The organism is Clostridium nitrophenolicum, from assembly GCF_055391695.1.
In genome coordinates this window covers 305,839-326,908 of record NZ_AP042469.1, presented here as the reverse complement: position 1 = coordinate 326,908, position 21,070 = coordinate 305,839, and the positions used below count along the sequence as shown (strand labels likewise).

General features: G+C 30.4%; 22 protein-coding genes. 3 read left to right on the top strand and 19 right to left on the bottom strand.

What is annotated here, in order from left to right:
* Positions 1 to 18: 18 nt before the first annotated feature.
* Together ACZ5N4_RS01520 and pckA are read right to left on the bottom strand one after the other, a co-directional pair.
* Positions 19 to 903: an FUSC family protein gene (locus ACZ5N4_RS01520; RefSeq protein WP_464206555.1), complete on the bottom strand. Its 885-nt coding sequence runs from the start codon at positions 901 to 903 to the stop codon at positions 19 to 21.
* A 360-nt stretch (positions 904 to 1,263) separates the two neighbouring features.
* A complete protein-coding gene (pckA, locus tag ACZ5N4_RS01515; protein WP_464210785.1) occupies positions 1,264 to 2,850 on the bottom strand; it encodes a phosphoenolpyruvate carboxykinase (ATP) in 1,587 nt (528 codons plus the stop codon).
* A gap of 350 nt (positions 2,851 to 3,200) precedes the next feature.
* Between pckA and ACZ5N4_RS01510 the strand changes: the two genes are divergently transcribed.
* Positions 3,201 to 4,079 (top strand): YitT family protein, encoded by an 879-nt coding sequence (locus tag ACZ5N4_RS01510; RefSeq protein WP_464206553.1) that lies wholly within the window; start codon positions 3,201 to 3,203, stop codon positions 4,077 to 4,079.
* Positions 4,080 to 4,104: 25 nt separating this feature from the next.
* On the opposite strand, the gene ACZ5N4_RS01505 is transcribed toward ACZ5N4_RS01510, so the two are convergent.
* Positions 4,105 to 4,977: a DMT family transporter gene (locus tag ACZ5N4_RS01505; RefSeq protein ID WP_464206551.1), complete on the bottom strand. Its 873-nt coding sequence runs from the start codon at positions 4,975 to 4,977 to the stop codon at positions 4,105 to 4,107.
* A gap of 64 nt (positions 4,978 to 5,041) precedes the next feature.
* Positions 5,042 to 5,770, bottom strand: coding sequence for a glycerophosphodiester phosphodiesterase (locus ACZ5N4_RS01500; protein ID WP_464206549.1), 729 nt, complete (start codon positions 5,768 to 5,770; stop codon positions 5,042 to 5,044).
* A 314-nt stretch (positions 5,771 to 6,084) separates the two neighbouring features.
* Between ACZ5N4_RS01500 and ACZ5N4_RS01495 the strand changes: the two genes are divergently transcribed.
* Both ACZ5N4_RS01495 and ACZ5N4_RS01490 read left to right on the top strand, forming a co-directional pair.
* A complete protein-coding gene (locus ACZ5N4_RS01495) occupies positions 6,085 to 7,383 on the top strand; it encodes a MurT ligase domain-containing protein (protein WP_464206547.1) in 1,299 nt (432 codons plus the stop codon).
* Between the two features lie 23 nt (positions 7,384 to 7,406).
* Positions 7,407 to 8,135 carry a type 1 glutamine amidotransferase gene (locus tag ACZ5N4_RS01490; protein WP_464206545.1) on the top strand — a complete coding sequence of 243 codons (729 nt, stop codon included), beginning with the start codon at positions 7,407 to 7,409 and terminating at the stop codon, positions 8,133 to 8,135.
* Between the two features lie 180 nt (positions 8,136 to 8,315).
* Here ACZ5N4_RS01490 and ACZ5N4_RS01485 read toward each other — a convergent pair whose 3' ends face one another.
* The 15 genes from ACZ5N4_RS01485 to ACZ5N4_RS01415 all read right to left on the bottom strand — a co-directional run bounded on the left by ACZ5N4_RS01485 (position 8,316) and on the right by ACZ5N4_RS01415 (position 21,038).
* Complete coding sequence (locus ACZ5N4_RS01485; RefSeq protein WP_464206543.1) at positions 8,316 to 9,140, bottom strand: polysaccharide deacetylase family protein; 825 nt, start codon at positions 9,138 to 9,140, stop codon at positions 8,316 to 8,318.
* 177 nt (positions 9,141 to 9,317) lie between these two features.
* Positions 9,318 to 9,587 carry a FeoC-like transcriptional regulator gene (locus ACZ5N4_RS01480; protein WP_464206541.1) on the bottom strand — a complete coding sequence of 90 codons (270 nt, stop codon included), beginning with the start codon at positions 9,585 to 9,587 and terminating at the stop codon, positions 9,318 to 9,320.
* A gap of 26 nt (positions 9,588 to 9,613) precedes the next feature.
* Positions 9,614 to 10,672 (bottom strand): methyl-accepting chemotaxis protein, encoded by a 1,059-nt coding sequence (locus ACZ5N4_RS01475; protein WP_464206539.1) that lies wholly within the window; start codon positions 10,670 to 10,672, stop codon positions 9,614 to 9,616.
* Between the two features lie 2 nt (positions 10,673 to 10,674).
* Complete coding sequence (locus ACZ5N4_RS01470; protein WP_464206538.1) at positions 10,675 to 11,151, bottom strand: Fur family transcriptional regulator; 477 nt, start codon at positions 11,149 to 11,151, stop codon at positions 10,675 to 10,677.
* Between the two features lie 99 nt (positions 11,152 to 11,250).
* Positions 11,251 to 11,865 (bottom strand): HD-GYP domain-containing protein, encoded by a 615-nt coding sequence (locus tag ACZ5N4_RS01465; protein WP_464206537.1) that lies wholly within the window; start codon positions 11,863 to 11,865, stop codon positions 11,251 to 11,253.
* A gap of 119 nt (positions 11,866 to 11,984) precedes the next feature.
* Positions 11,985 to 14,030 carry a ferrous iron transport protein B gene (gene feoB / locus ACZ5N4_RS01460; RefSeq protein WP_464206535.1) on the bottom strand — a complete coding sequence of 682 codons (2,046 nt, stop codon included), beginning with the start codon at positions 14,028 to 14,030 and terminating at the stop codon, positions 11,985 to 11,987.
* 132 nt (positions 14,031 to 14,162) lie between these two features.
* Complete coding sequence (locus ACZ5N4_RS01455; RefSeq protein ID WP_464206533.1) at positions 14,163 to 14,396, bottom strand: FeoA family protein; 234 nt, start codon at positions 14,394 to 14,396, stop codon at positions 14,163 to 14,165.
* Between the two features lie 42 nt (positions 14,397 to 14,438).
* Positions 14,439 to 14,675: a FeoA family protein gene (locus ACZ5N4_RS01450; RefSeq protein ID WP_464206532.1), complete on the bottom strand. Its 237-nt coding sequence runs from the start codon at positions 14,673 to 14,675 to the stop codon at positions 14,439 to 14,441.
* 232 nt (positions 14,676 to 14,907) lie between these two features.
* Complete coding sequence (locus tag ACZ5N4_RS01445) at positions 14,908 to 15,957, bottom strand: DUF5667 domain-containing protein (protein ID WP_464206530.1); 1,050 nt, start codon at positions 15,955 to 15,957, stop codon at positions 14,908 to 14,910.
* 180 nt (positions 15,958 to 16,137) lie between these two features.
* Positions 16,138 to 17,391, bottom strand: a complete 1,254-nt coding sequence (locus tag ACZ5N4_RS01440) for a transcriptional regulator (RefSeq protein ID WP_464206528.1) — start codon at positions 17,389 to 17,391, stop codon at positions 16,138 to 16,140.
* Positions 17,392 to 17,409: 18 nt separating this feature from the next.
* On the bottom strand, positions 17,410 to 18,714 hold the full coding sequence (locus ACZ5N4_RS01435; protein WP_464206526.1) for a helix-turn-helix domain-containing protein: 1,305 nt from the start codon (positions 18,712 to 18,714) through the stop codon (positions 17,410 to 17,412).
* Positions 18,715 to 19,014: 300 nt separating this feature from the next.
* Positions 19,015 to 19,179 (bottom strand): YtxH domain-containing protein, encoded by a 165-nt coding sequence (locus ACZ5N4_RS01430; protein ID WP_464206524.1) that lies wholly within the window; start codon positions 19,177 to 19,179, stop codon positions 19,015 to 19,017.
* An 85-nt stretch (positions 19,180 to 19,264) separates the two neighbouring features.
* Positions 19,265 to 19,717: a ribonuclease HI gene (gene rnhA / locus ACZ5N4_RS01425; RefSeq protein WP_464206522.1), complete on the bottom strand. Its 453-nt coding sequence runs from the start codon at positions 19,715 to 19,717 to the stop codon at positions 19,265 to 19,267.
* The gene (locus ACZ5N4_RS01420) at positions 19,692 to 20,729 is read right to left on the bottom strand and encodes a YkvA family protein (protein ID WP_464206520.1); all 1,038 of its coding nucleotides are present in this window, start codon (positions 20,727 to 20,729) and stop codon (positions 19,692 to 19,694) included. The genes rnhA and ACZ5N4_RS01420 overlap by 26 nt, the downstream gene beginning before the upstream one ends.
* A 117-nt stretch (positions 20,730 to 20,846) precedes the next feature.
* Positions 20,847 to 21,038 (bottom strand): hypothetical protein, encoded by a 192-nt coding sequence (locus ACZ5N4_RS01415; protein ID WP_211143102.1) that lies wholly within the window; start codon positions 21,036 to 21,038, stop codon positions 20,847 to 20,849.
* Positions 21,039 to 21,070: the final 32 nt, after the last annotated feature.

Here is a 21,070-nt window from a genome sequence, read left to right as displayed (position 1 = left end):
TCATATTAATATTGGAGATTACGAATACAGTATATCTTTATTTAAATCCTTTAGCATATAAAGGCCTTTTAAGGTTTTGTTAACATGATAATTATATACAACTCCAGTTTCACTACTTTTTTCTTCATGGTCAAAATCACATCTAAACAACTCTTTAACGCTTGAATAGTTCTCATAATTTAAGCTATAATCATTTTCTAAGGACTGGATTATCTTTAAGTGCATATGTATGTTCTTGCAAATATCCAAGATTTCATTTAACTTGTTTATTTGTATATCTATCTGTTTTATCCTAAATTCTGATAAATATATATTTAATGCCTCTTCAAGGATTGAGATTTCTTTTTCCAATGTCTTTAAGTCTAATTCATTATTATTGCAGAACTTGTCTCTAACAATATCAAACACTTTATCTATTGCTAATATGCATTCTGTATATATCTTATCTAAGTGTTTGGGAGGTGATATAAAATAATTAACAAGTACAGCTACAGCAATACCTATGAATGTATCTATTATTCTACTCATACTATAGGAAACAGGACTTCTTCCCTTTAAATTTAACATTATAACTAAAAAAACCGTACAAGATATAGTTATTGACTTATTCCAATCAAGTAAATCACAGATATATATTATAAGAACAACTCCAATACCACAAAGTAATACATTCTCTGGATGAATTAAAGCAAATATAAGCCCTATCAAAGCGCCAACCATAGTTCCAAGCATTCTATTTTTCCCTGCTTTAAATGAATCTGAAACCGAACTTTGCATAGCCATAACTGCCGCAATTGCTGCATAGAATATATCCTGTCTATTTAAGAACTGTGATAATGCTACACATAAAGCTACAGATAATGCTGTTTTTATATTTCTCATCCCTACTCTCTTAGTCTTCATACTTCAACCTCCCTTACATCAAATACTTTAACTCATTTGCTTTAAGGCATAATCAAATAAATAATAGACCAGTATTCTCGCCATTTTTTATAGGAAACTCCTTCTTTCGAAGGAGTACAGAACTCTAGAGAGCTAAAGCTCTAAGAGATCTAGCATACTTCGTCGGCAAAATTCAGGCATAGCCCCACTATGACTGGATTTCACCTCCTTGTCTCGTGACAAATATGCTTCGAATCTTTGGTCTCTTATTTCTTTTCATATGCCTTAAGTCAAAAACTTCGTTTCTAAATTATCTCTATAGAAACGAAGTTTTATTATCTATTATATATTAAAAGTATAACAATTATCTACTGTTTTTAATTATACACATGAAGCTTCTTTTGTTACAGGGCCTGCCGCAACTATGCTTTCAGGTACATTTTTAAACTTCTTAAAGTTTTGTTGAAACTTTTCAGCAAGTTCTAGTGCTTTAGTGTCATATGCTCCCTTATCTTCCCAAGTATTCTTAGGATTTAATATTTCTGATGGAACCCCTGGACACTCTACAGGCATAGAAATCTTAAATATAGGATGTTCGATAAATTGTACATCTTTTAGTTTTCCTTCTAATGCTGCTTTTACCATCGTCCTTGTATAAGAAAGCTTTATTCTATCTCCCTTACCATATCCACCATTTAACCATCCAGTGTTTACAAGATAAACATCTGTACCATATTTATCTATTTTTTCACCAAGAAGTTCAGCATATACAGCTGGGTTCATAAGCATAAATGGTTCTCCAAAGCATGATGAGAAAGTAGCTTTTGGCTCAGTTATTCCTCTCTCAGTTCCTGCAACCTTACTTGTATAACCAGACATAAAGTGATACATAGCTGCTTCCTTAGATAATTTAGCTATTGGAGGCATTACACCAAAAGCATCTGCAGTTAGGAATATTATAGTATCTGGATTTCCACCCATTCCACTCTTTTCTATATTATCAATATATTCAATTGGATAAGCAGCTCTTGTATTCTCAGTATACTTGTTGCTATCATAATCCGGCTTACCATTTGAGTAAAGAACTACGTTCTCAAGTATTGTACCAAATTTTATAGCATTGTATATCTCTTTTTCCTTATCCTTGTCCAGCTTTATAGCTTTTGCATAGCATCCTCCTTCAAAGTTAAACACACCTTTATCAGACCAACCATGCTCATCATCACCAATTAATCTTCTTTCTGGATCAGTTGATAATGTAGTTTTTCCAGTACCAGATAATCCAAAGAATATAGCTGTTCTTCCGTCATTTCCTATATTCGCTGAGCAATGCATTGGCATTACTCCTTTTTCAGGTAATAGGAAGTTCATAACAGAAAATACTGATTTCTTTATCTCTCCTGAATATTGAGTTCCGCCTATCAATATAATCTTTTTGTCAAAGTTTACCAATATAAATGCTTCAGAATTCAATCCATCTTCTTTTCCATTAGCCTTGAATCCTGGAGCAGCAATTATATTAAACTTAGCTTCAAAGTCTACTAGCTCGGATACTGCTGGTCTTCTAAATAATTGATTTGCAAACATAGCCTCATAAGCACATTCACAGACTGTTCTTATAGGAAGGGTATATTCTTTATCTGCACCTACAAATCCGTCAAATACAAAAATGTCTTTTCCTTTTAAATACTCAACAACCTTATCATACATTCTATTGAATACATCTTCATCTATAGGTTGATTAACTTCACCCCAGTTGATTTTATCTTCAACACTACTTTGTTTAACTATAAATCTATCTTTAGGTGATCTACCTGTATATTTTCCTGTATTTACAACAAGAGCTCCTTTATCTGATAAAACGCCCTCTCCTCTTTTAACTGCAAATTCTACTAACTCAGATACAGATAAATTCCTATATATATTTTTACACCCATTAATATTTAAACAATCTAAATTTATATTCATGCTCATTTCGCAACCTCCCAAATACTCTATATTATTATATTACACCAAGAACAAAAAAATGCAAGAAAAAATTTATATTTTTGTCTTTTTGCTTTGTTTTTGATAAATAAATTGCAATACCATACCCTACTAAATACTTAAAACCTCTAAAATGCTATACTAATTCAAATGTGATATACTATATATGAAATTTTTCACAGCTTGTACTTGCAAATTTTACACAAAATTAAAAGGTAACAAATTATTAATATAATATGTGTTGTCTAATAAAGTATTTTATGCTAATATCATCTATGCGTGAATTACAAATTGCAAATTTAATATTTTTTTACTTAAAGGAGGATTACATAATGAACAACTTAAAGAACTTTTTTGATAAGAATAGCATAATAATGGAATATTCATTATTAATAATAGGAAGTATAATATTAGCTTTTACAACCGCTGTCTTTATGATACCTTGTAATATTGGAAGCGGCGGAGTTACTGGTATAGCACTTTCCTTGAATAAAATATTTGGAGCTAAGGTTGGATTAACAACTATGCTAATAAATGCACCTTTATTTATTTTTGGATACAAGCTATTAGGTAAAAAATTCACAATAAGAAGCATTTTTGTGGTAGTTATTACCTCTGTCCTAATAGATAATATGAATAAATTTATTGCAATTAATCAATTTAACGACACATTACTTGCATCTATATTTTGTGGCGCACTTTTTGGCGTTGGAATGTCCTTTATATTTATAGCCTATGGCTCTACTGGTGGACTAGATATATCTGCAAAAATTATAAATAATAATTTTAAGTCAATTCAGCTCTCAACACTGCTTTTAATTCAAGATATTGTTGTATATATACTAGTTGGAGTTGTAATGGGTCCTCGCTCAGTAATGTATGCTATTATTATGAGCTTTGTTAGATCAAAAACTATGGATACCATACAAGAAAATCTTGCTTCTTCAAGACAATGCGTAATAATCTGTGAAGAATCAGATTCTATAATTAATGAAATACAAACTAGATTGGCAAGAGGGGTAACTGTGCTTGACGCTGTTGGAGGGTACTCAAGCATTAATAAGAAGTTTATATATCTGGTTATACAAAAAAATCAATTAAGTACACTAAAAGAAATTGTAAGTGAAATAGATCCTACCTCATTTGTGACTATATCACCAGTGAATAACATCTTAGGGAACTTTAAAAATAGAGCTCTTACAGTACAATAGGGTATGGCAGCCTTAGCGCCATACCCTATTTTTGTTCTCTAATAAGATATACAGCATATACTATTAAACTTGCTCCTATAATCTGTGTAATTGAAATAGTCTCCCTTAAAAATACAAAAGATACTATCATAGCCGTTGGTATCTCTAGGTTACCTATTACTGAAACCTTTAACGCTCCAATATGCTGTATAGATGTATATAGTAAAGTAAGTGGTACTATCTCACACAAAACTGCAAGAATCATTATGTATACAAAACTTTCAAATTTTATATTGCCTTCAAGTAAAAATCCAGGCTTTCTCATGAAAAATAAGGTTATTAATGAAAATAGTGTAGAATAGGCATTTATTGATAATGGATCTACATTATCTAACCTCTTTTCTGTATATAAATTCATAAAAGCATAGAATATTGCACTTAAAAGTCCAAAAATTAATCCCTTCATTGAGAAGCTTGCCCTTCCTGAAAATATATTTAAGGTAAGAGCACATCCTATAAAAGCTATAAATATAGCCAGAATTTTTTTAGATTCAACTTTTTTCCCCTGGAATATAACGGAATAAATAAACACCATTATAGGATATGTAAATAAAAGCATGGTAACCATTGCTACTGGAAGGTGTTCAAATGCTTTATAATAAGATACTGTCATCAAGGTGTTTCCTACTACACCAAGGACAGCCATATTAAATAGTTCGCTTTTACTAACATGAAGTTTCTTTCTATCCTTCAAAAATGCAATCAGAAACATTAAAAATACCGCTATCATATATTGAACTATAAGTAAGCTTATAGAATCTAATCCTGTCTTATAAGCAAGCTTTACAAATATTCCAGCAGTACCAAATAAAATTGCCGAGATTGCAGCATAAATATATCCTTTTTTCAATATAATCACGTCCTTACTAAATTGTAGTGTTATAGGGTTACTAGACCGAAAGTTAACTTTCTAGTTAGTTTCCCTATAAAAGTATCTTATTTAGCTTATCGGGATAGTTAGTTATTATTCCATCTACTCCTAAACTAATCATATTCGTCATATCTTTTTCTTCATTAACAGTATATACATTTATATCTATATTTTTAGATTTTATATTCTCTACGATTTCTTTAGAATATACAGCTTGAAAATTAGGATGAAGAGCATCCGCACCTACATATTTTATATATTTTTCAGGATGATATAAGATTTCGTCATATAATAGTCCTGTTTTAATACTACTATCTAACTCTTTGCATTTAACCATTGAATAATGATTAAAAGATGAAATTATACATTTGGCTTGTATTCCATATTTATAAACCTTATCGATGACTACTTCCTCTATATTCTCATATTGTATTATACTATTTTTCAGTTCAAGGTTTATGAGCATATTTTTGTCTTTTATATAATCTAAGAACTCATCTAATGTGGGTATTCTGCATCCTGTAAATCTATGACCTCTTTTCATACCTGCATCTAATTTTGACAGCTCTAAATAGGTATAGCTTTTTATAAATCCACTTCCATCAGTAGTTCTGTCTAATGTTTCATCATGACATATAACCGCTACTCCATCTTTAGTAAGCTGAACATCTGTCTCAATACCATCACATTGTACTTCTACAGCTTTTTCGAAGGCTAACATTGTATTCTCAGGATAAATGCCACTAAATCCTCTATGAGCTATATTTAAAGTTCTCTTCAAAATATCACCCCCATTTTGATGTAGCCCCATTATAAGGAAACTAACTAGAAAGTTAACTTACACAAAGGGATATGTTAGCTTTCAGCCTAGTACCACTACATAATCTTACATTAATCAGTATATATTAATGAAATAGTTATTTCTATACATATGCCTCCTTTTTTATATTTATTGATGTAAAAAAACTAATATTGTATTATAATATTTAAGAGTTAGTTTAACTTTATACAGTGGTTGTTATTAAAACAAGGGTGGTGTGAAAAATTAATATAAAGTCTTTTGTTAGTATTGTAGTTTCAAAAATAGTAATAAAATTGTCCAAGACTCTATTTAAAGGAGGAAGTAATTTTCCAGGAAGAGTTGCTTTAAAATTAGATAAGGATATACTTAAAACCATTTGTAAAGACTATAAAGTTGTACTTATAACAGGTACTAATGGAAAAACTACAACTACAAGCATGATTTACAATATGCTAAAAGAATCTGGAAAATGTGTAATTACTAATAATACAGGAGCAAATATGCTTCCCGGTATAGTTTCATGCTTTGTTGAAAATTTTTCTTTTGCGAAATGTTCTTCTACAAAATATGCTGTTATTGAGTGTGATGAAGCAAATGTTCCGCTTTTTACACAGTATGTAACTCCAGAAGTAATTACTGTTACAAACTTATTCAGAGATCAGCTGGATAGATACGGTGAGGTATATACTACTCTGAAAAAAGTTCTTGATGGAATCGAGAAGGTTCCTTTAGCTAATCTAGTTTTAAATGGTGATGAGTCTCTACTCGGAGATTTAGAACTTCCAAATAGAACTATTTACTATGGCTTTAATTGTTCATTAGACAACAACAAAATAATTGATATAAATGCTGATGCTAAATTCTGTAAAAAGTGTAAGAGCCCGTATAAGTATAACTACCTTACATATAATCATTTGGGAGACTTTTATTGTGAAAACTGTGGATATAAAAGGCCTGAGCTTGATTATACTGTAGATGAAATTAAAGAGCAGACACCTGAAGGCTCTCATGTTGTTATAAATGGTTATGAGTGTTACATAAACCAACCTGGAACATATAATATATACAATGCTCTTTGCGCCTATTCGGTAGCAAGAGTTTGCGGAGTTGATACTGAAACAATAATTAATTCTCTTAAGAATATACAGAGCAGCTTTGGTAGACAGGAAATACTGGATATTGAAGGTAAGGATGTAAAAATAGTTCTAGTTAAAAATCCTGCGGGCTACGATCAAGCAATAAATACTATCAGCTTAGATAAGAGGGCATTTAATTTAGCAGTACTGTTAAATGATAACTATGCAGATGGTAGAGACGTATCCTGGATATGGGACGTTAACTTTGAAAAATTATCTTCGTTAGATATAGATAAAATAATGATTTCAGGAATAAGACTTTATGATATGGCAGTACGACTTAAGGTCGCTGGATTACCTACTGAAAAGTTTGTTATATGTGAAAATTATATAAAGCTTCTTGATGAAATAAAGAACTGTAAGCAGGATACTGTATATATACTTGCTACTTACACTGCTATGATTAATTTTAGAAAGTTCTTGAACAGTAAAGGATACATTAAAAAGCTTTGGTAAAAAGCTGAAAGGGTGTGAATAATTTGGAACTTAATATATGTCACTTATATCCTGATCTATTAAATGTATACGGAGATTTAGGCAATATCTTAATTTTAAAATATAGGGCCGAACAAAGAGGAATACAAGTTAATATTCACAATATATCCTTAGGAGATCCTTTTGATCCTTCCAAATATGATATAGCTTTTTTTGGCGGCGGTCAGGATTATGAGCAATCTATAGTTTCTGAAGATTTAAATCAAGCTAAGAAGTCTGGTCTAACAGAATACATAGAAAGTGGAAAAGTATTTTTATGTATATGCGGAGGATTCCAACTTCTTGGTAAACACTATACTACTCCTGATGGAGAAAAGCTTGCTGGTCTTGGGCTTTTGGATATCTACACAGAGGGTGGAGATGTAAGGTTTATAGGAAATACAGTTATACACAACGAAGAATTTAATGAAACCTACGTTGGTTTTGAAAATCATTCAGGAAGAACTTATATTGGAAACTTAAAACCTCTTGGTAAGGTAATTGCTGGATACGGAAATAATGGTGAAGACGGCTATGAGGGATGCATATATAAAAATTGCTTCTGTACGTATTTTCACGGATCACTACTTTCCAAAAACCCAGAATTTGCAGATAGACTTATGTCTACTGCTTTATCAAATAAATACGGTGAAATAGAACTAGCGCCTTTAGATGATACTATAGAGCTAAAGGCTAAGGAGTTTATTGTAAGAAGAGAAAGTAAAACTAAATAGTGTTATAGATATACAAACTAGAAAGTTGACCTGCATTCCAGGCTATATTTTAGAACAATGTTGATACTATGATAATATTTAAGAGAAGCCAGTTTTAGGCTTCCCTTAAATATTATGAAAAAATTCTATTAAAAACATTGTAATTAATATTTAATATAACTTAACTTTATAATTATAACTCTATACTCTATTCATAACTCTTAAGTTAACCATTTTATTTTCTTCACCAGGTGTTAAGTCATCGAAAGTTCTAAATATAAAACCTTCTCCCTTTAAATATTTTATAACATCCGGTAGTGCTTCCACTGTAAAATTATTATAGTAAGTGTCATGCATTAAAATAACAGCAATTCTCTGGTCTTTGGACTGAGTCATAATGTTTTGCTTTATCTTATCTGTGGATATCTTGCCTATTTCTGCATCCCCAGCGCTTACATTCCAGTCTACATATTTTAACCCTTTTTCATTTAATGATTTTTTTATATTTTCTAAATTACTCTTGCTTGCAACTAGATTGTCTGATCCTCCAGGCATTCTTACATATACTATTGGGTTTCTTCCTGTTATTTTTTTTATAACACTTTGGCAGGCATCATAATCTTTAAAATATGCATCTGTACTCTTATACATTTGGCTATATTCATGAGAATATGTATGAACTCCTATACTCATCCCACTATTACTTATTTCTTTTAATATTTGTGGATTTTCTTCTCCCTTCATACCAACTACAAAAAAAGTAGCCTTAACATTGTTATCCTTTAATATTTTCAGTATTTTTCTAGTATTATTGATACAAGGTCCATCATCAAAGGTTAAAAATACCTCTTTAGGGTTTTGTACATTGCTATAAGCAGTATCTAAATCATAAGCTTTCACATTGCTAATGCTATCATTTAGCTGACTGCTTAATTTCTTTTCTACATTCACCGGAAGAAAAAATTGAGTTAAAATAAATATTGCGGAAATAAACATAACACACATAATAGAACTATACTTTTTCATAGCAACACCCTCTTTTGTTAAATTACTATAGTTAAAGTAAAATTACTTCTATAATATAGGTTAACCTTTATTCCGCAAATAATTATAGTAAATAAAAACACTTATGGAAATAAGATTTCACATTATAATACTCCATTACTTCTAACAAGCATAAGGTAGATCCTGTTTTATTTTCTTCTATAAAGCCTGTCTTCCTTTTTGAGTGATTTTCCATATACTTATGTCAATATTATGGTTATTACAACAGCAATTACCTTTTTCGGAACAACTGCCATGACCACAATTACATCCTGATGAAAGATTCTTCATATCATCTTTTTCTATATATCCTAGACGTTGAAGTTGCGTTATCATTTGTTCTATTAACCCTTCATCTACTTCTAATTCCTTTGCCATTAATTTATTTGAATATATTCCACCTTGAGCTAATCTTCTTAATATTTTCATTAACAATTTAAACACCCTTTCTATTATTAAAATTCTTTAATCAAACAGTGTAATTTTTCAACATCTTTTGTGTTTTGTTCAATTTTTTCCTTAATCTCATAGACCTTGTCTACAGTAGATAAAATATCAAAGGACATTTCTGTAATGTTATTGGAGGATTTATTTATGGTTTTTGAAACATCATCTGTTACCTTTGTCAATTCTTCTACGAATTCGCTTATTTCTTCTGTAGAAGTACTTACTTTATTCATAATATTATTGAAGCTTGCAGCATCTTTATTGTATTCTTCACATACCTTTATAAACTTATCATAATCTTTATTAATAATTTCAGCTAAATAGTTAAGTGTTTCATATGAACATCGATTTAGTTTCTTAACAGAAGAGCTTACATTGTTTATGATAACATTCATGTTTTTTACTATTCTTTCAGATTCCTCTGCTAATTTTCTAACTTCTCCTGCTACAACAGTAAAACCTCTGCCAGCCTCTCCTGCTCTTGCTGCTTCAATAGATGCATTAAGTGCTAAAAGATTGGTCTGCTTTGTTATTTTTATTATATCTTCTGAGAATCCATATATTTTCTCTACTTCTTTAGAATCCTCTATAGCGGTACTTAATTCTAACTTGATCTGATCTAACATAAGTTTTGAGCTGTTTATAGACTGTAAAACCTCACTTTTAAATTTATTTGATTTTTTACTAACTAACTCAGTGTGCTCTGAGGTCTCTAAAGCTTTTTCAGCTATTAAAGATGTAGATTTTTCAATTTCCTTAATAGAAGAGTATATCTCTTCTCCCTTTGCAGATACTGCAGACATTTCTTCCGTCAATTTTTCTGATATAGTTAAATTATTATTTCCTGAACTTTGTATTTCATCAATTAAATTCTTTATAAATGAAGTGTTATCAGTAATATTAACTGAAACTTTCTTGACTTCACCCACAGTATTTAATATAGTATTATTGCCAAATTCATTTTTAGTTACAATAAAATTTTCATCAAGTTTTTCTCTATTACTTTTAAGTATAATCTTATTTATCTTCTTACTGATACAATTTATAAGATCTTTCAATAAACTCACCTCTATTTAAGAATATATTCCCCCATTTTCAGCTTCATTTCACAATCTTTGCATACTCCTGATACTACAACACTAGTACTTTCAACTAGAATTTCATGTTTTTCCTTTAACTTTTCTATTAAAGCACCATGGCCCTCTGATATTTTCTCTTCATTTATATCTACTATTTTGTTACATTTAACGCATTTAGCATGTATATGAAACTTATATTTTCCCATTATAGTTAACTCATAATAACTGATATTGGTTATATTTATCTTTTTTAAGATACCAACTTCCTCGAAGATTATAAGATTTCTGTATACAGTGCTAAGACCTATATTTTTATTTTTTACTTTCCTATATATCTCATCAGCACTAATATGCTTATTATTTTTATAGATTACTTTTATTATCTGAAATCTTTGTTTAGTAAACTTATATCCTCTGTACTCTAACTCTTTTCTAATACAACTGATGTCGTTAACTTCACTAATCACTATTTATCAACACCCTTTTGTAATTATATTTAGTCATCTGAAAGAAAATAACAATTCAAAATAGGCTAGCATACTGACAAGTTATTTTTTAAAGATGTCTTAGTTAAAATTTATAATATTTCTCACAAACTCTAGGTTGTCTTCAATATGTTCAACAATTACAGGATCAAACATTAACCCCTTGTTAATTAATATCTCATTTATGCACTCTTCAAAACTCATAGCTTCTCTATAGGGTCTATTTGATGTCATTGCATCAATAGAATCACATACTGCAATTATTCTAGACCCTAATGGTATACCCATTTGAGACAATCCCATAGGGTAGCCTTTTCCATCCCATCTTTCATGGTGATAAAGAACTATTTTACTTATATGTTTTAATCTATTAGACTTACTTAAAATATCAAATCCTATTTTAGGGTGGGTTTTTATATATTCCCATTCATGTGTTAGAAGTTTCCCTTTTTTATTTAGAATCTTATCAGGTACCCCTATTTTTCCTATATCATGAAGGTGAGCTGCTATATGAATATTTTCTAATTCTATTCCTTTTATTCCAAGACTTTTAGATATCTCATAGGCCATAGAGGCAACTCTTTCAGAATGACCTCTTGTATAGTAATCCTTAGCTTCAAGAGCTGTTACTAAACTTTCAATTATATCATGATAAATTTCCTTTTCTCTAAGTCTAAATAAAACCCTTCCTAACATCTGATATCTCCTTAATACACCCTATATGTTCTTCTTTATTTTTATAGAAGTCCACCTCGAATTGATATTAATAATTATTCTCAATTCAAAGGTAGACTTCTTCTTTTTGATCTTTTTTATTAACTAAATCCTAAAAGCTTTCCTATTTGATATACCAAAACTCCTGCTACCCAGCCAATTACACAAGTATATACTACTGCTCCTAAGGCCCATTTGCTTGAATTTGTTTCTCTCTTTATTGCTCCTATAGTAGCTGCACAAGGACAATATAAAAGAGACATTACCATAAAGGCTAAAGCTGAAAGCGGTGTAAACGCTTGTTGAATAACTGCTGTAAGGTTTTCTTCTCCTACTCCATATACCGTTCCTAAAGTACTTACCACTGCTTCCTTAGCTCCGATACCAGTTAAAAGTGCCACTGATGACTGCCATGTTCCAAAACCGGCTGGTTTAAATATTGGAGCTAGAACCGACCCGATCATACCAATTAAACTATCTTTACTTCCTGGCTCTACTCCTCCTGGCAAGTTTGAAAGCACCCAAACAATTATAACTAATCCTAATATAACTGTACTCATCTTTTTTATAAAATGAGAAGACTTTTCCCACATATGAATAAATATACTTTTAGCTGTTGGTATACGATAAGGGGGAAGTTCCAATATAAAATAAGATTCTTCTCCTTTAAATACTTTTTCACTGAAAAACTTGCCTACTAGTATTGCAACTATAATTCCCAGTGCATAAAGAGAAAATATCACAATTCCACCTTGATCAAAAATTCCTATCTTTTTTCCAGAGAAGAATGCGCCTGCAAATAATGCATAAACTGGTAACCTAGCTGAACAGGATACAAATGGATTTATAAGTATAGCTACCATTCTATCCTTTTTACTATCTAATGTTCTTGTAGACATTATACCTGCTACGTTACAACCACCAGATATTATGAGAGATACTGCTGTTTTTCCGTGAAGACCTATGGAATTCATAAGTCTATCCATTACATAAGCAGCTCTGGCCATATAGCCGCTATCTTCAAGTATGGATATAAAGAAATACATAGTAAAGATCATAGGTATAAACACAAGTACTGATCCCAGTCCGCCTATAAGTCCATCTGTTATAAAAGATTTTAATAGCTCTGGAGTACCCATATTCGTTAAAGTAGTTCCTGCCCACTCACCGAGTGTACTGAAAGCATCATCCACTTTTCCACCTAAAAATCCATTACCAAAGGTCATACTCACTTGGTACATAGCAAACATTATTACAGCAAATATTGGTATTCCCAGCCATTTATGTGTAATCCACTTATCAATTTTATCAGACATACTTTCTACTCTAACTGCTTCTTTTTTTACTGTATGTTGTATTACTTCACTTATTATTTCGTATCTTTTATCTATTATAAAAGTATCTGGCTCATACCCTATTATTGTTATTAAATTTTCTATGCTTTTCTGCACTTTATCATTTATATTCTCAAAATCCTTTTTTTCCTCTATGTATCTTTTTATATACTCATCATTTTCTAGAAGCTTTATTGCTGTCCACTTAGGGGGATATTCTAAAGCTGCAGCACATTCTAGAAAAGAATCTTCTAATAAATCAACTTCCTTTTGTATATCACTGCCATAATCAATTCCAAATACATTGCCTTCTTTTGAGTCACCTAGCTTTACAGCTTTCTTTATAAGCTCTTTTATACCTTCGCCTTTAGTAGCCACTGTAGAAACGATCGGTACATTTAAAAGCTTTGATAATTTATTTATATTTATTTCTATATTTTTATTCTTAGCTTCATCCATCATATTAAGTGCTAAGACTACTTTAGCCCCTGTTTCTAAAAGCTGAATTGTTAAATATAAATTTCTTTCGATATTACTAGCATCAATTACGTTAACAACTACATCTGGCTTATCTCTTAGTATAAAATTACGAGCTACAACCTCATCCTCCGAATAAGCTCCAAGACTGTATGTCCCCGGTAAATCCACTACCGTTATATTTTTATCTTCAAACTTAAGTTTACCTTCCTTTTTCTCAACTGTAACACCAGGCCAATTACCTACATGTTGCCTTGACCCTGTTAAAGCGTTAAATAAACTGGTTTTACCGCAATTAGGATTACCAGCCAAAGCTATTACTAATTCTTTATTCATCTTACCCTCCTGTATTCCTTATACTGCGCAAAACAATTATTAATTGTTTCGCCTCCTGTATTCCTCATTCTGCCCACAATAATCATTTAGATTGTTGTGCATCCTGCATTTTTGATACTTCACAAAACAATTTTAAACCTCTCTTACTATAACCTTTTGTGCCATCCCTCTTCCCAGTACCAATCGTGTTTCTCCAATTTTTATTATCAAAGGACCTGCATCATTTCTCATAACTTCAATTATTGCTCCTTTGTTAACTCCCATTTCCATAAGCTTTTTACACATAAGTTCGCCACCTTCTATATTATTTACTTCTGCATAACTGCCAATTCCAATAGAATTCAAAGGAATACATGTATTGATCACTCTAGAGTTCTCCTTTCTAATAAACATTATTAAATGTATAATCTACACAATCTCTACAATAACATCCTTTGCTTCACTTTTTCTAAGACTTAAATTGTATCCTCTTACTTGAATTTCTATAGGATCTCCCATAGGTGCTCTTCCTTCAACTAATATTTCTGTTCCTCTAACTATTCCCATATCCATTATTCTTTTTCGCATTCTGCTTTCTGGAGCTATTTGTACAACTCTAGCTCTAGACTTAATTTCTACTTCATGCAATCCTAATAATTTTGACATAATTTCATCCCTCCACAATAATCTCGATATTCATTATCATTTAATATCTAAAAAACATAAATACTTTGCATTTTGAGATTGATTATCATTATCATTTACGATAATATATTACCACTATGTTCTATTATTGTAAATACCATATTATAAAATAAACTAAATAGTAAAAGGTAATCATTTTAGTATGTTACCTTAATGATTACCTTCTACATTACTTTAAGACTTAATATATTAATTAATTTTCATGTCTAGACTTATTCTCTTTTTCTGTTTTCTTTTCTTTATTAGCTTTCATTTCTTCGCCTTTGTTCTCTTTTTCTGACTTTCCATGTTTAGAAATACTTGCATTATTATTAGCTGCATCATCATTAGCTTTTGGCTCAACTACATTAGCAGTGTCATTAGAAACATTGCTATTTCCTTCTTCCTTTTTACTATTTGCTGCTTTTAAAGCATCTTTTTGTTCTTCCTTTGTTATGTTGCCGTTCTTAACTTCATCTTTTAATTCATTCTTTAGTTCTTTCTTTAATTGGCCTACTCCGCCCTTCATTACTTCCTTCTTTAAAGCTACTGCCTGGTTAAATTTCTCTTTTTGAATATTTAAAACTTCCTGACTTTGCTTTAATGCATCTTCTGCTGTTTTTATATCTTGCTCATTTCCTGATTTTTTAGCTTGCTCTAGTTTCTTTTCAGCATCTTTTGCTGTCTGTCTGTCTTTTATTAATGCTTCTCTTTCTTTCTTCACTGCAATTACTGCCTCTTTTTTAGCAGTTTGCATTTCTATAACCTTTGCTATAGTTTCTTTAGCATTACCAGAAACCTTACTCTCTATGCTCTTTAAAACCTCAATAGACTTCATTTGTCTATCAGCTATTGACGTTTCTGCCTTTTTTAATTCATCTAGTTTTATAGCGCTATCAGTAGTTGTGCTATCAGTTGCTTTATCGATGGCATCTTCTACCTTTTCTTGAGCTTCAGTCATTTTATCACTATATTCATTTAATGTTTGATTTGAAAGATCTGTCTTTTCCTTGTCAGCCATTACTTCGCTTTCTCCAAGTCTTTCCTCTGCTACTTCTGCTAAAGCCTCTGCTTTTTTATCATCGCTACTTGCCATATTAATCTTTACATCATCTAAAGCTTTATCTATAGGATATAATACTACGTTATCCGGTGTTATCCCTGCTTTATCTGTAAGTGTAGCAGCAGTAGTATCTGCAAGCACCTTTCCTCCTAAACTTAATGATACTGTTAAAGCTGTTATAAATAATGCTATCTTTTTCATGTTTGTTCCTCCCTAAATTTGTTTATCATATTCTTTTCATAAGTATTTACGGATATTATTTACTTTTAAAGGGGGTATTACAAAAAACTTTTAAAGCATTATTTGATTAAACATCTTTAATTTCACACAAAAAAAACAGAACTATCCGCTAAATTAACAAATAGTTCTATACTTATATACTTACATTTTCTTTTCTAGTTGAATTGCAAAATTAAAATATTTTATAGATTCATTAACACTTCCCATTCTGTGGTACATGTTTCCCATCTCCATATATCTTTTGTATATTTCATTTTTAGTTGCAAATTTAAGTAGTGCATCCAATGCTAAATTCATATACATCTCCGCAGAAATCATGTTACCCTCTTTTTCCAGAATCAAAGCCTTATAATAATAAGATTTTTCAATAAAAACTATATTATTAAGATCTATTGAGTAGTTTAATGCCTCATCACATACACTTTTAGCTTTATCTAAAACATTACTTTCAATTAACTTGCTAGTACACATTAACATAAAGTTCACTAGAGTTTCCTTATTATCCTTTGGGAAACATTCTAAAGCTTTATTTGTATAGGCTATAGCAATATCTGTGTGCCCCTGTCCAAACATAACTACAGCATAGTTATATATAGCCTGTGCCATATGTGCTAGATTATTCTTATACAATTCGTAGGATTTTTGCTCATATTCATGGAACTTATCCATATTTCTTCTAAGTGAAAGTATAGCCAACATATGATATGCTTCTGCTTTTTTTGTATCTTTCTCAATATAATCCATCAAATCAATAAGTTCCATTGCTATTTCATAAGCTTTTTCATAGTTTTCCAACATTACATAGCAAGCAGCTTCATTATAGGTAGCTCTGGCAAGCAATATAGGATTTCTTTTTTCCTTAGAAATCTGTCTAACATTACTGTAATAACTAGCAGCTTGTGAAAATTCCTTAGTATTGTAGAAGTATCTTGCTATATCCATATAGTATACAGCTCCACTTTCTTCCGAAAAATACTTTTGCCAATAATCATAGTATTTTGAAACTATAAGCTGTACTTTTTCTATCTTATTCTCATCTAGATAGTAATTAAATAGCAAGTGCATTATTCTAAATGCAATATCAAAATATGATAACTCTTCAGCAAACTTTAAATTATATTCTAGTTCCTTCTCATACCACTCGGAATATCCTGTTCTTTCTATGTCCTGAATATTTTCAATTACCTGTGATTTTATATCTTGTTTTAAGTACATTGGATCTATTTCTAACTTTACAGCAATGAAGTCCAATATCCATTCTTCTGGCTTTATTTTATCATTTTCGATGCAGCTCATTTTAGAAACAGATATTTTGTCCCCGCATAAATCCTTTAATGTATAACCTTTATATATTCTGGCTCTTTTTATCTTTTCTCCTGTAGAAAGTATCTCCATAATCCTCACCTATTCTCATTAAGACTCTTTCAATATTCCAAGTTTCTTAAAGGTTTCGACACCCTCATTTAAATATTTTGCTGCATCTTTATCTCTACCATAATCTATATAAAACTTTCCAAGCATGATAGCTATTTCTGCAATTTCTTTAGTGTAATCCATATTTCTAACAAAATTCAAGGCCATAATTAAAGTATTTTCCGCTTCTTTTATATCTGATTCTAACATGTCAACTCTGAATTTAAGCAAATAATACTGTATAAGAGATTTATCACTGCCATCACTAATGCTGTCCATTATTTCTTGAAGTGTTTTTTTAGCCTTTTCTACATTTTTTAATTTTATATAATTTTCACATATGTTTACTAAAGTTTCAACTAAATCTGAATCATTAATTCTAACTCTAAGTTCTTTAGCTTTACTTAAGTGTATGAAAGATTCCTCTAAATTATCAAAATCACAGAACAATTTTCCTAAATTATTTTCTATCTTAGCAACATGCATAAGATCATTTATTTCTTTGTATACCTCTAGTGTCTTCTTGGAATATTTTATTGCATTGTCTACGTCGCCTTTCTTATTATATTCTTCTGATAAAAGCAAAAGTGTTCTTGCATACTCCCTTTTATTATCCAATTGTTTAAACTTTTCCTTCGCAAGATAAGAATAATTTATAGCTTTTTCTGTGCTCTCTAACTTAAAATACACACAAGCCAGATAATAATATATTTGTCCAAGTAAAAAGTCATTTCCTATATCATTTTCAGTGTAAACATTTTCTGCCTGTTGAAAATAGCTACATGATGAATGATAAGCTTTTAACTCCATTGTAATTTTTCCTAAGTTGACAAATGCTTTTATTGTTTCTTCATAGTTATTGTTTTTTATAAAAATAACATTAGCTGAAAGGAAAAATTGTTGTGCTACAGCATGTTCATCTTTTATCATATAAATTATGCCTCTTAGATATAAGTTTTTAGCTTTTCTATACTCCAAGTTGTATTTTTCTGCATAGTATAAAGACTTCTCAATATACTGCTCTCCTTGAGTTAAGTCTTCATTAATTATATATGATTCTGCTATGTTTTCAAAATAAGTACAAATTTTTTCTGCCTGGGTCTCTTCCGATTCCATGAGATATTCGATTGAAGTGTTTAGTGCCTCTGCTAGGTATTCAAGCAGGTCCATACTTGGATTAGATTTTCCGGATTCTACAAGGCTTATTTGTCCTGGAGTAATTCTGTCTCCTGCTAAATCCTTTAATGTCATGTTGAGCTCTTTTCTTCTTCTCTTAATTTTTTCTCCTAAAGACAGTATTTCCATAAATCACTCTTCCTTTACTACCCACAATATTAATATATATAAATTATTTTATTAAAAATTCTGCAAAGTCTCACCTTATTATAACATATTTTTAATCCTAATATAAAAATTTTTAATAAAATAGTAATACTTTTCACTTGTATTGACCTTAAATTCAAGAATATACTATTTTTAACTAATTTTTTACATGCAAAAAAAATTGCGTACTGTAAAATTAATTTCAAAGTACGCAATTAAGCACATAAAAATAAATAACAAGTTAAAGATGATAGTATATTTTATGTGCTTTCTATATGTTTATTATTTAACTCTATCTACTACACCTTCGTACATGTCTCCTGCCGCATGTCTAACCACCTTAGCTGTCCTCTTTATTCTTCTTCTTGTATTTCTATCAAGCCCTGGCATCATCATCATGCCAACTGCTGCCCCGATTAAAGCTCCTGTAAGAAATCTACCACGCATAATCTACACTCTCCTTTTATTTTAAATAGGTATATATATAGAATATGCATTTTTTTATTTATTAAACAGAAAACTTAATTTTATATTAGGCATATGACATCTCATCCATTGCTTCATTTGCAAGTTTATCACATCTATTGTTAAATTCGTTATCACTGTGTCCTTTTACTTTTATAAACTCAACTTTATGAATATTAACTAACTCTATAAGCTTCTCCCAAAGTTCTCTATTTTTCACTGGTTCTTTAGAAGCTGTCTTCCAGCCATTTTTTTGCCAGTTTTTAATCCAATTTTGATTTATTGCATTTATTACATAAGCTGAATCACTATAAAGCTTAACTTCGCAGGGTTCTCTTAGCATAGACAATGCTTCAATTACCGCTGAAAGCTCCATTATATTATTTGTGGTATTTCTATATCCTTTTTTTATTTCCTTTTTCATACCGTTATACATAAGGACTATTCCAAATCCTCCAATTGTATTCTCTTTTCCATTTCCTCTACATGCTCCATCAGTGTATATGGTGACTATCTTCATTTAAAGTTATTGCCTCCTCAAGTTCAAGATTATACATATTAGATTCTAACTGCTGTTTTTTTGCAGCTAACTTATAATTTTCATGTCCTTTTTTAAAAATACTTTTTATAACTTCAAGAAATCTGCTTACATTGTAAGTACCAACTAGATTAGATATATAATTAACAGCTTCTTTAGTCAATAAAATTACATTTTCTTCTCCCTGCCAATTTTCAAGGATGATTTCTTCTGGAACTTCATTTATAATAGCATTTAGCCCAAAGAAAGCAATAGCTACATCATCAATTCTACCTATAAGGGGTATAAAATCTGGAAGTATATCTATTGGGCTAGCTAAGTACATTATCACTCCACCAACCATCATCTTTACCTTTATTTTAACCCTTTTATCTCTAAATAATCTCCATAAAAGCACTGTTATATCTGGTATAAGCATTGCATACTGAACAGCCTTTTCATATTTCTCAGGAACCTTTTCTACTATTCTACCTCTAACCCTTGAGTATTCCCCCTGAGTTCTTATTGGGGACAGTTCGCAACTTTTCTTCATTGGTATCATTTTTTTAGTTTCAGCATAAATAACATTTTCTGCTTCTACCTCAATTCCACCTTCAATAATATTTATTCGATTTAATGTAAAGTAGAAATATGGCACTAGCTTGGACACTTCTTCTAGGTTAACAGCCACATTATCCTTGTCCACATCTACGCCTAAATCAGCAAAATCACTTAGTAGCTTTTTTAATGCAACATTTTTAATGCTCTTTATTATTCCTATTTTGGATACATTAATTTTCAATATCTTAACATTTATTATATTACCTTTTATATTTCCTAGTCCTAATTTAACTTCAAAGGGAATCTTTATTCTTTTTTTATAGCTACCTCTAACTGTTATTAACTCCTTAATTTCTATAGAGTTTATTTCAAGCCCTTCAATATGAACATAATCTTCAATTATGCTTAATATATCTTGCTCTGTTAAAATAGCTTTTGCAGCTGAAATCTTCATGTGAAATTCTCCCCTCTTTCGTTTATCTAATAACTAACCGTCACTAAAAACTATTTCTTCTATAAAACAATAAATAGTTAGTATATAGTTTAACAACTATAAAACCCAAGTTTTTCTTTATAAGTAAAGTATACAGTAAACTAAAATTTCTGCAATAACATTTTCGATGTAGTTCGTAATTTCATCACCAGCTGTTCCATAAATTACTTTAGCAAAATTTATGATTTTCATTAGACTTAATATCAAAAATATTATAATATCATACTCAGATGCTTCGTAATCAACATATGATTTTCTTAAGTAGTTCATAGACATATCATCGGGGACAGTTCACAACTTTT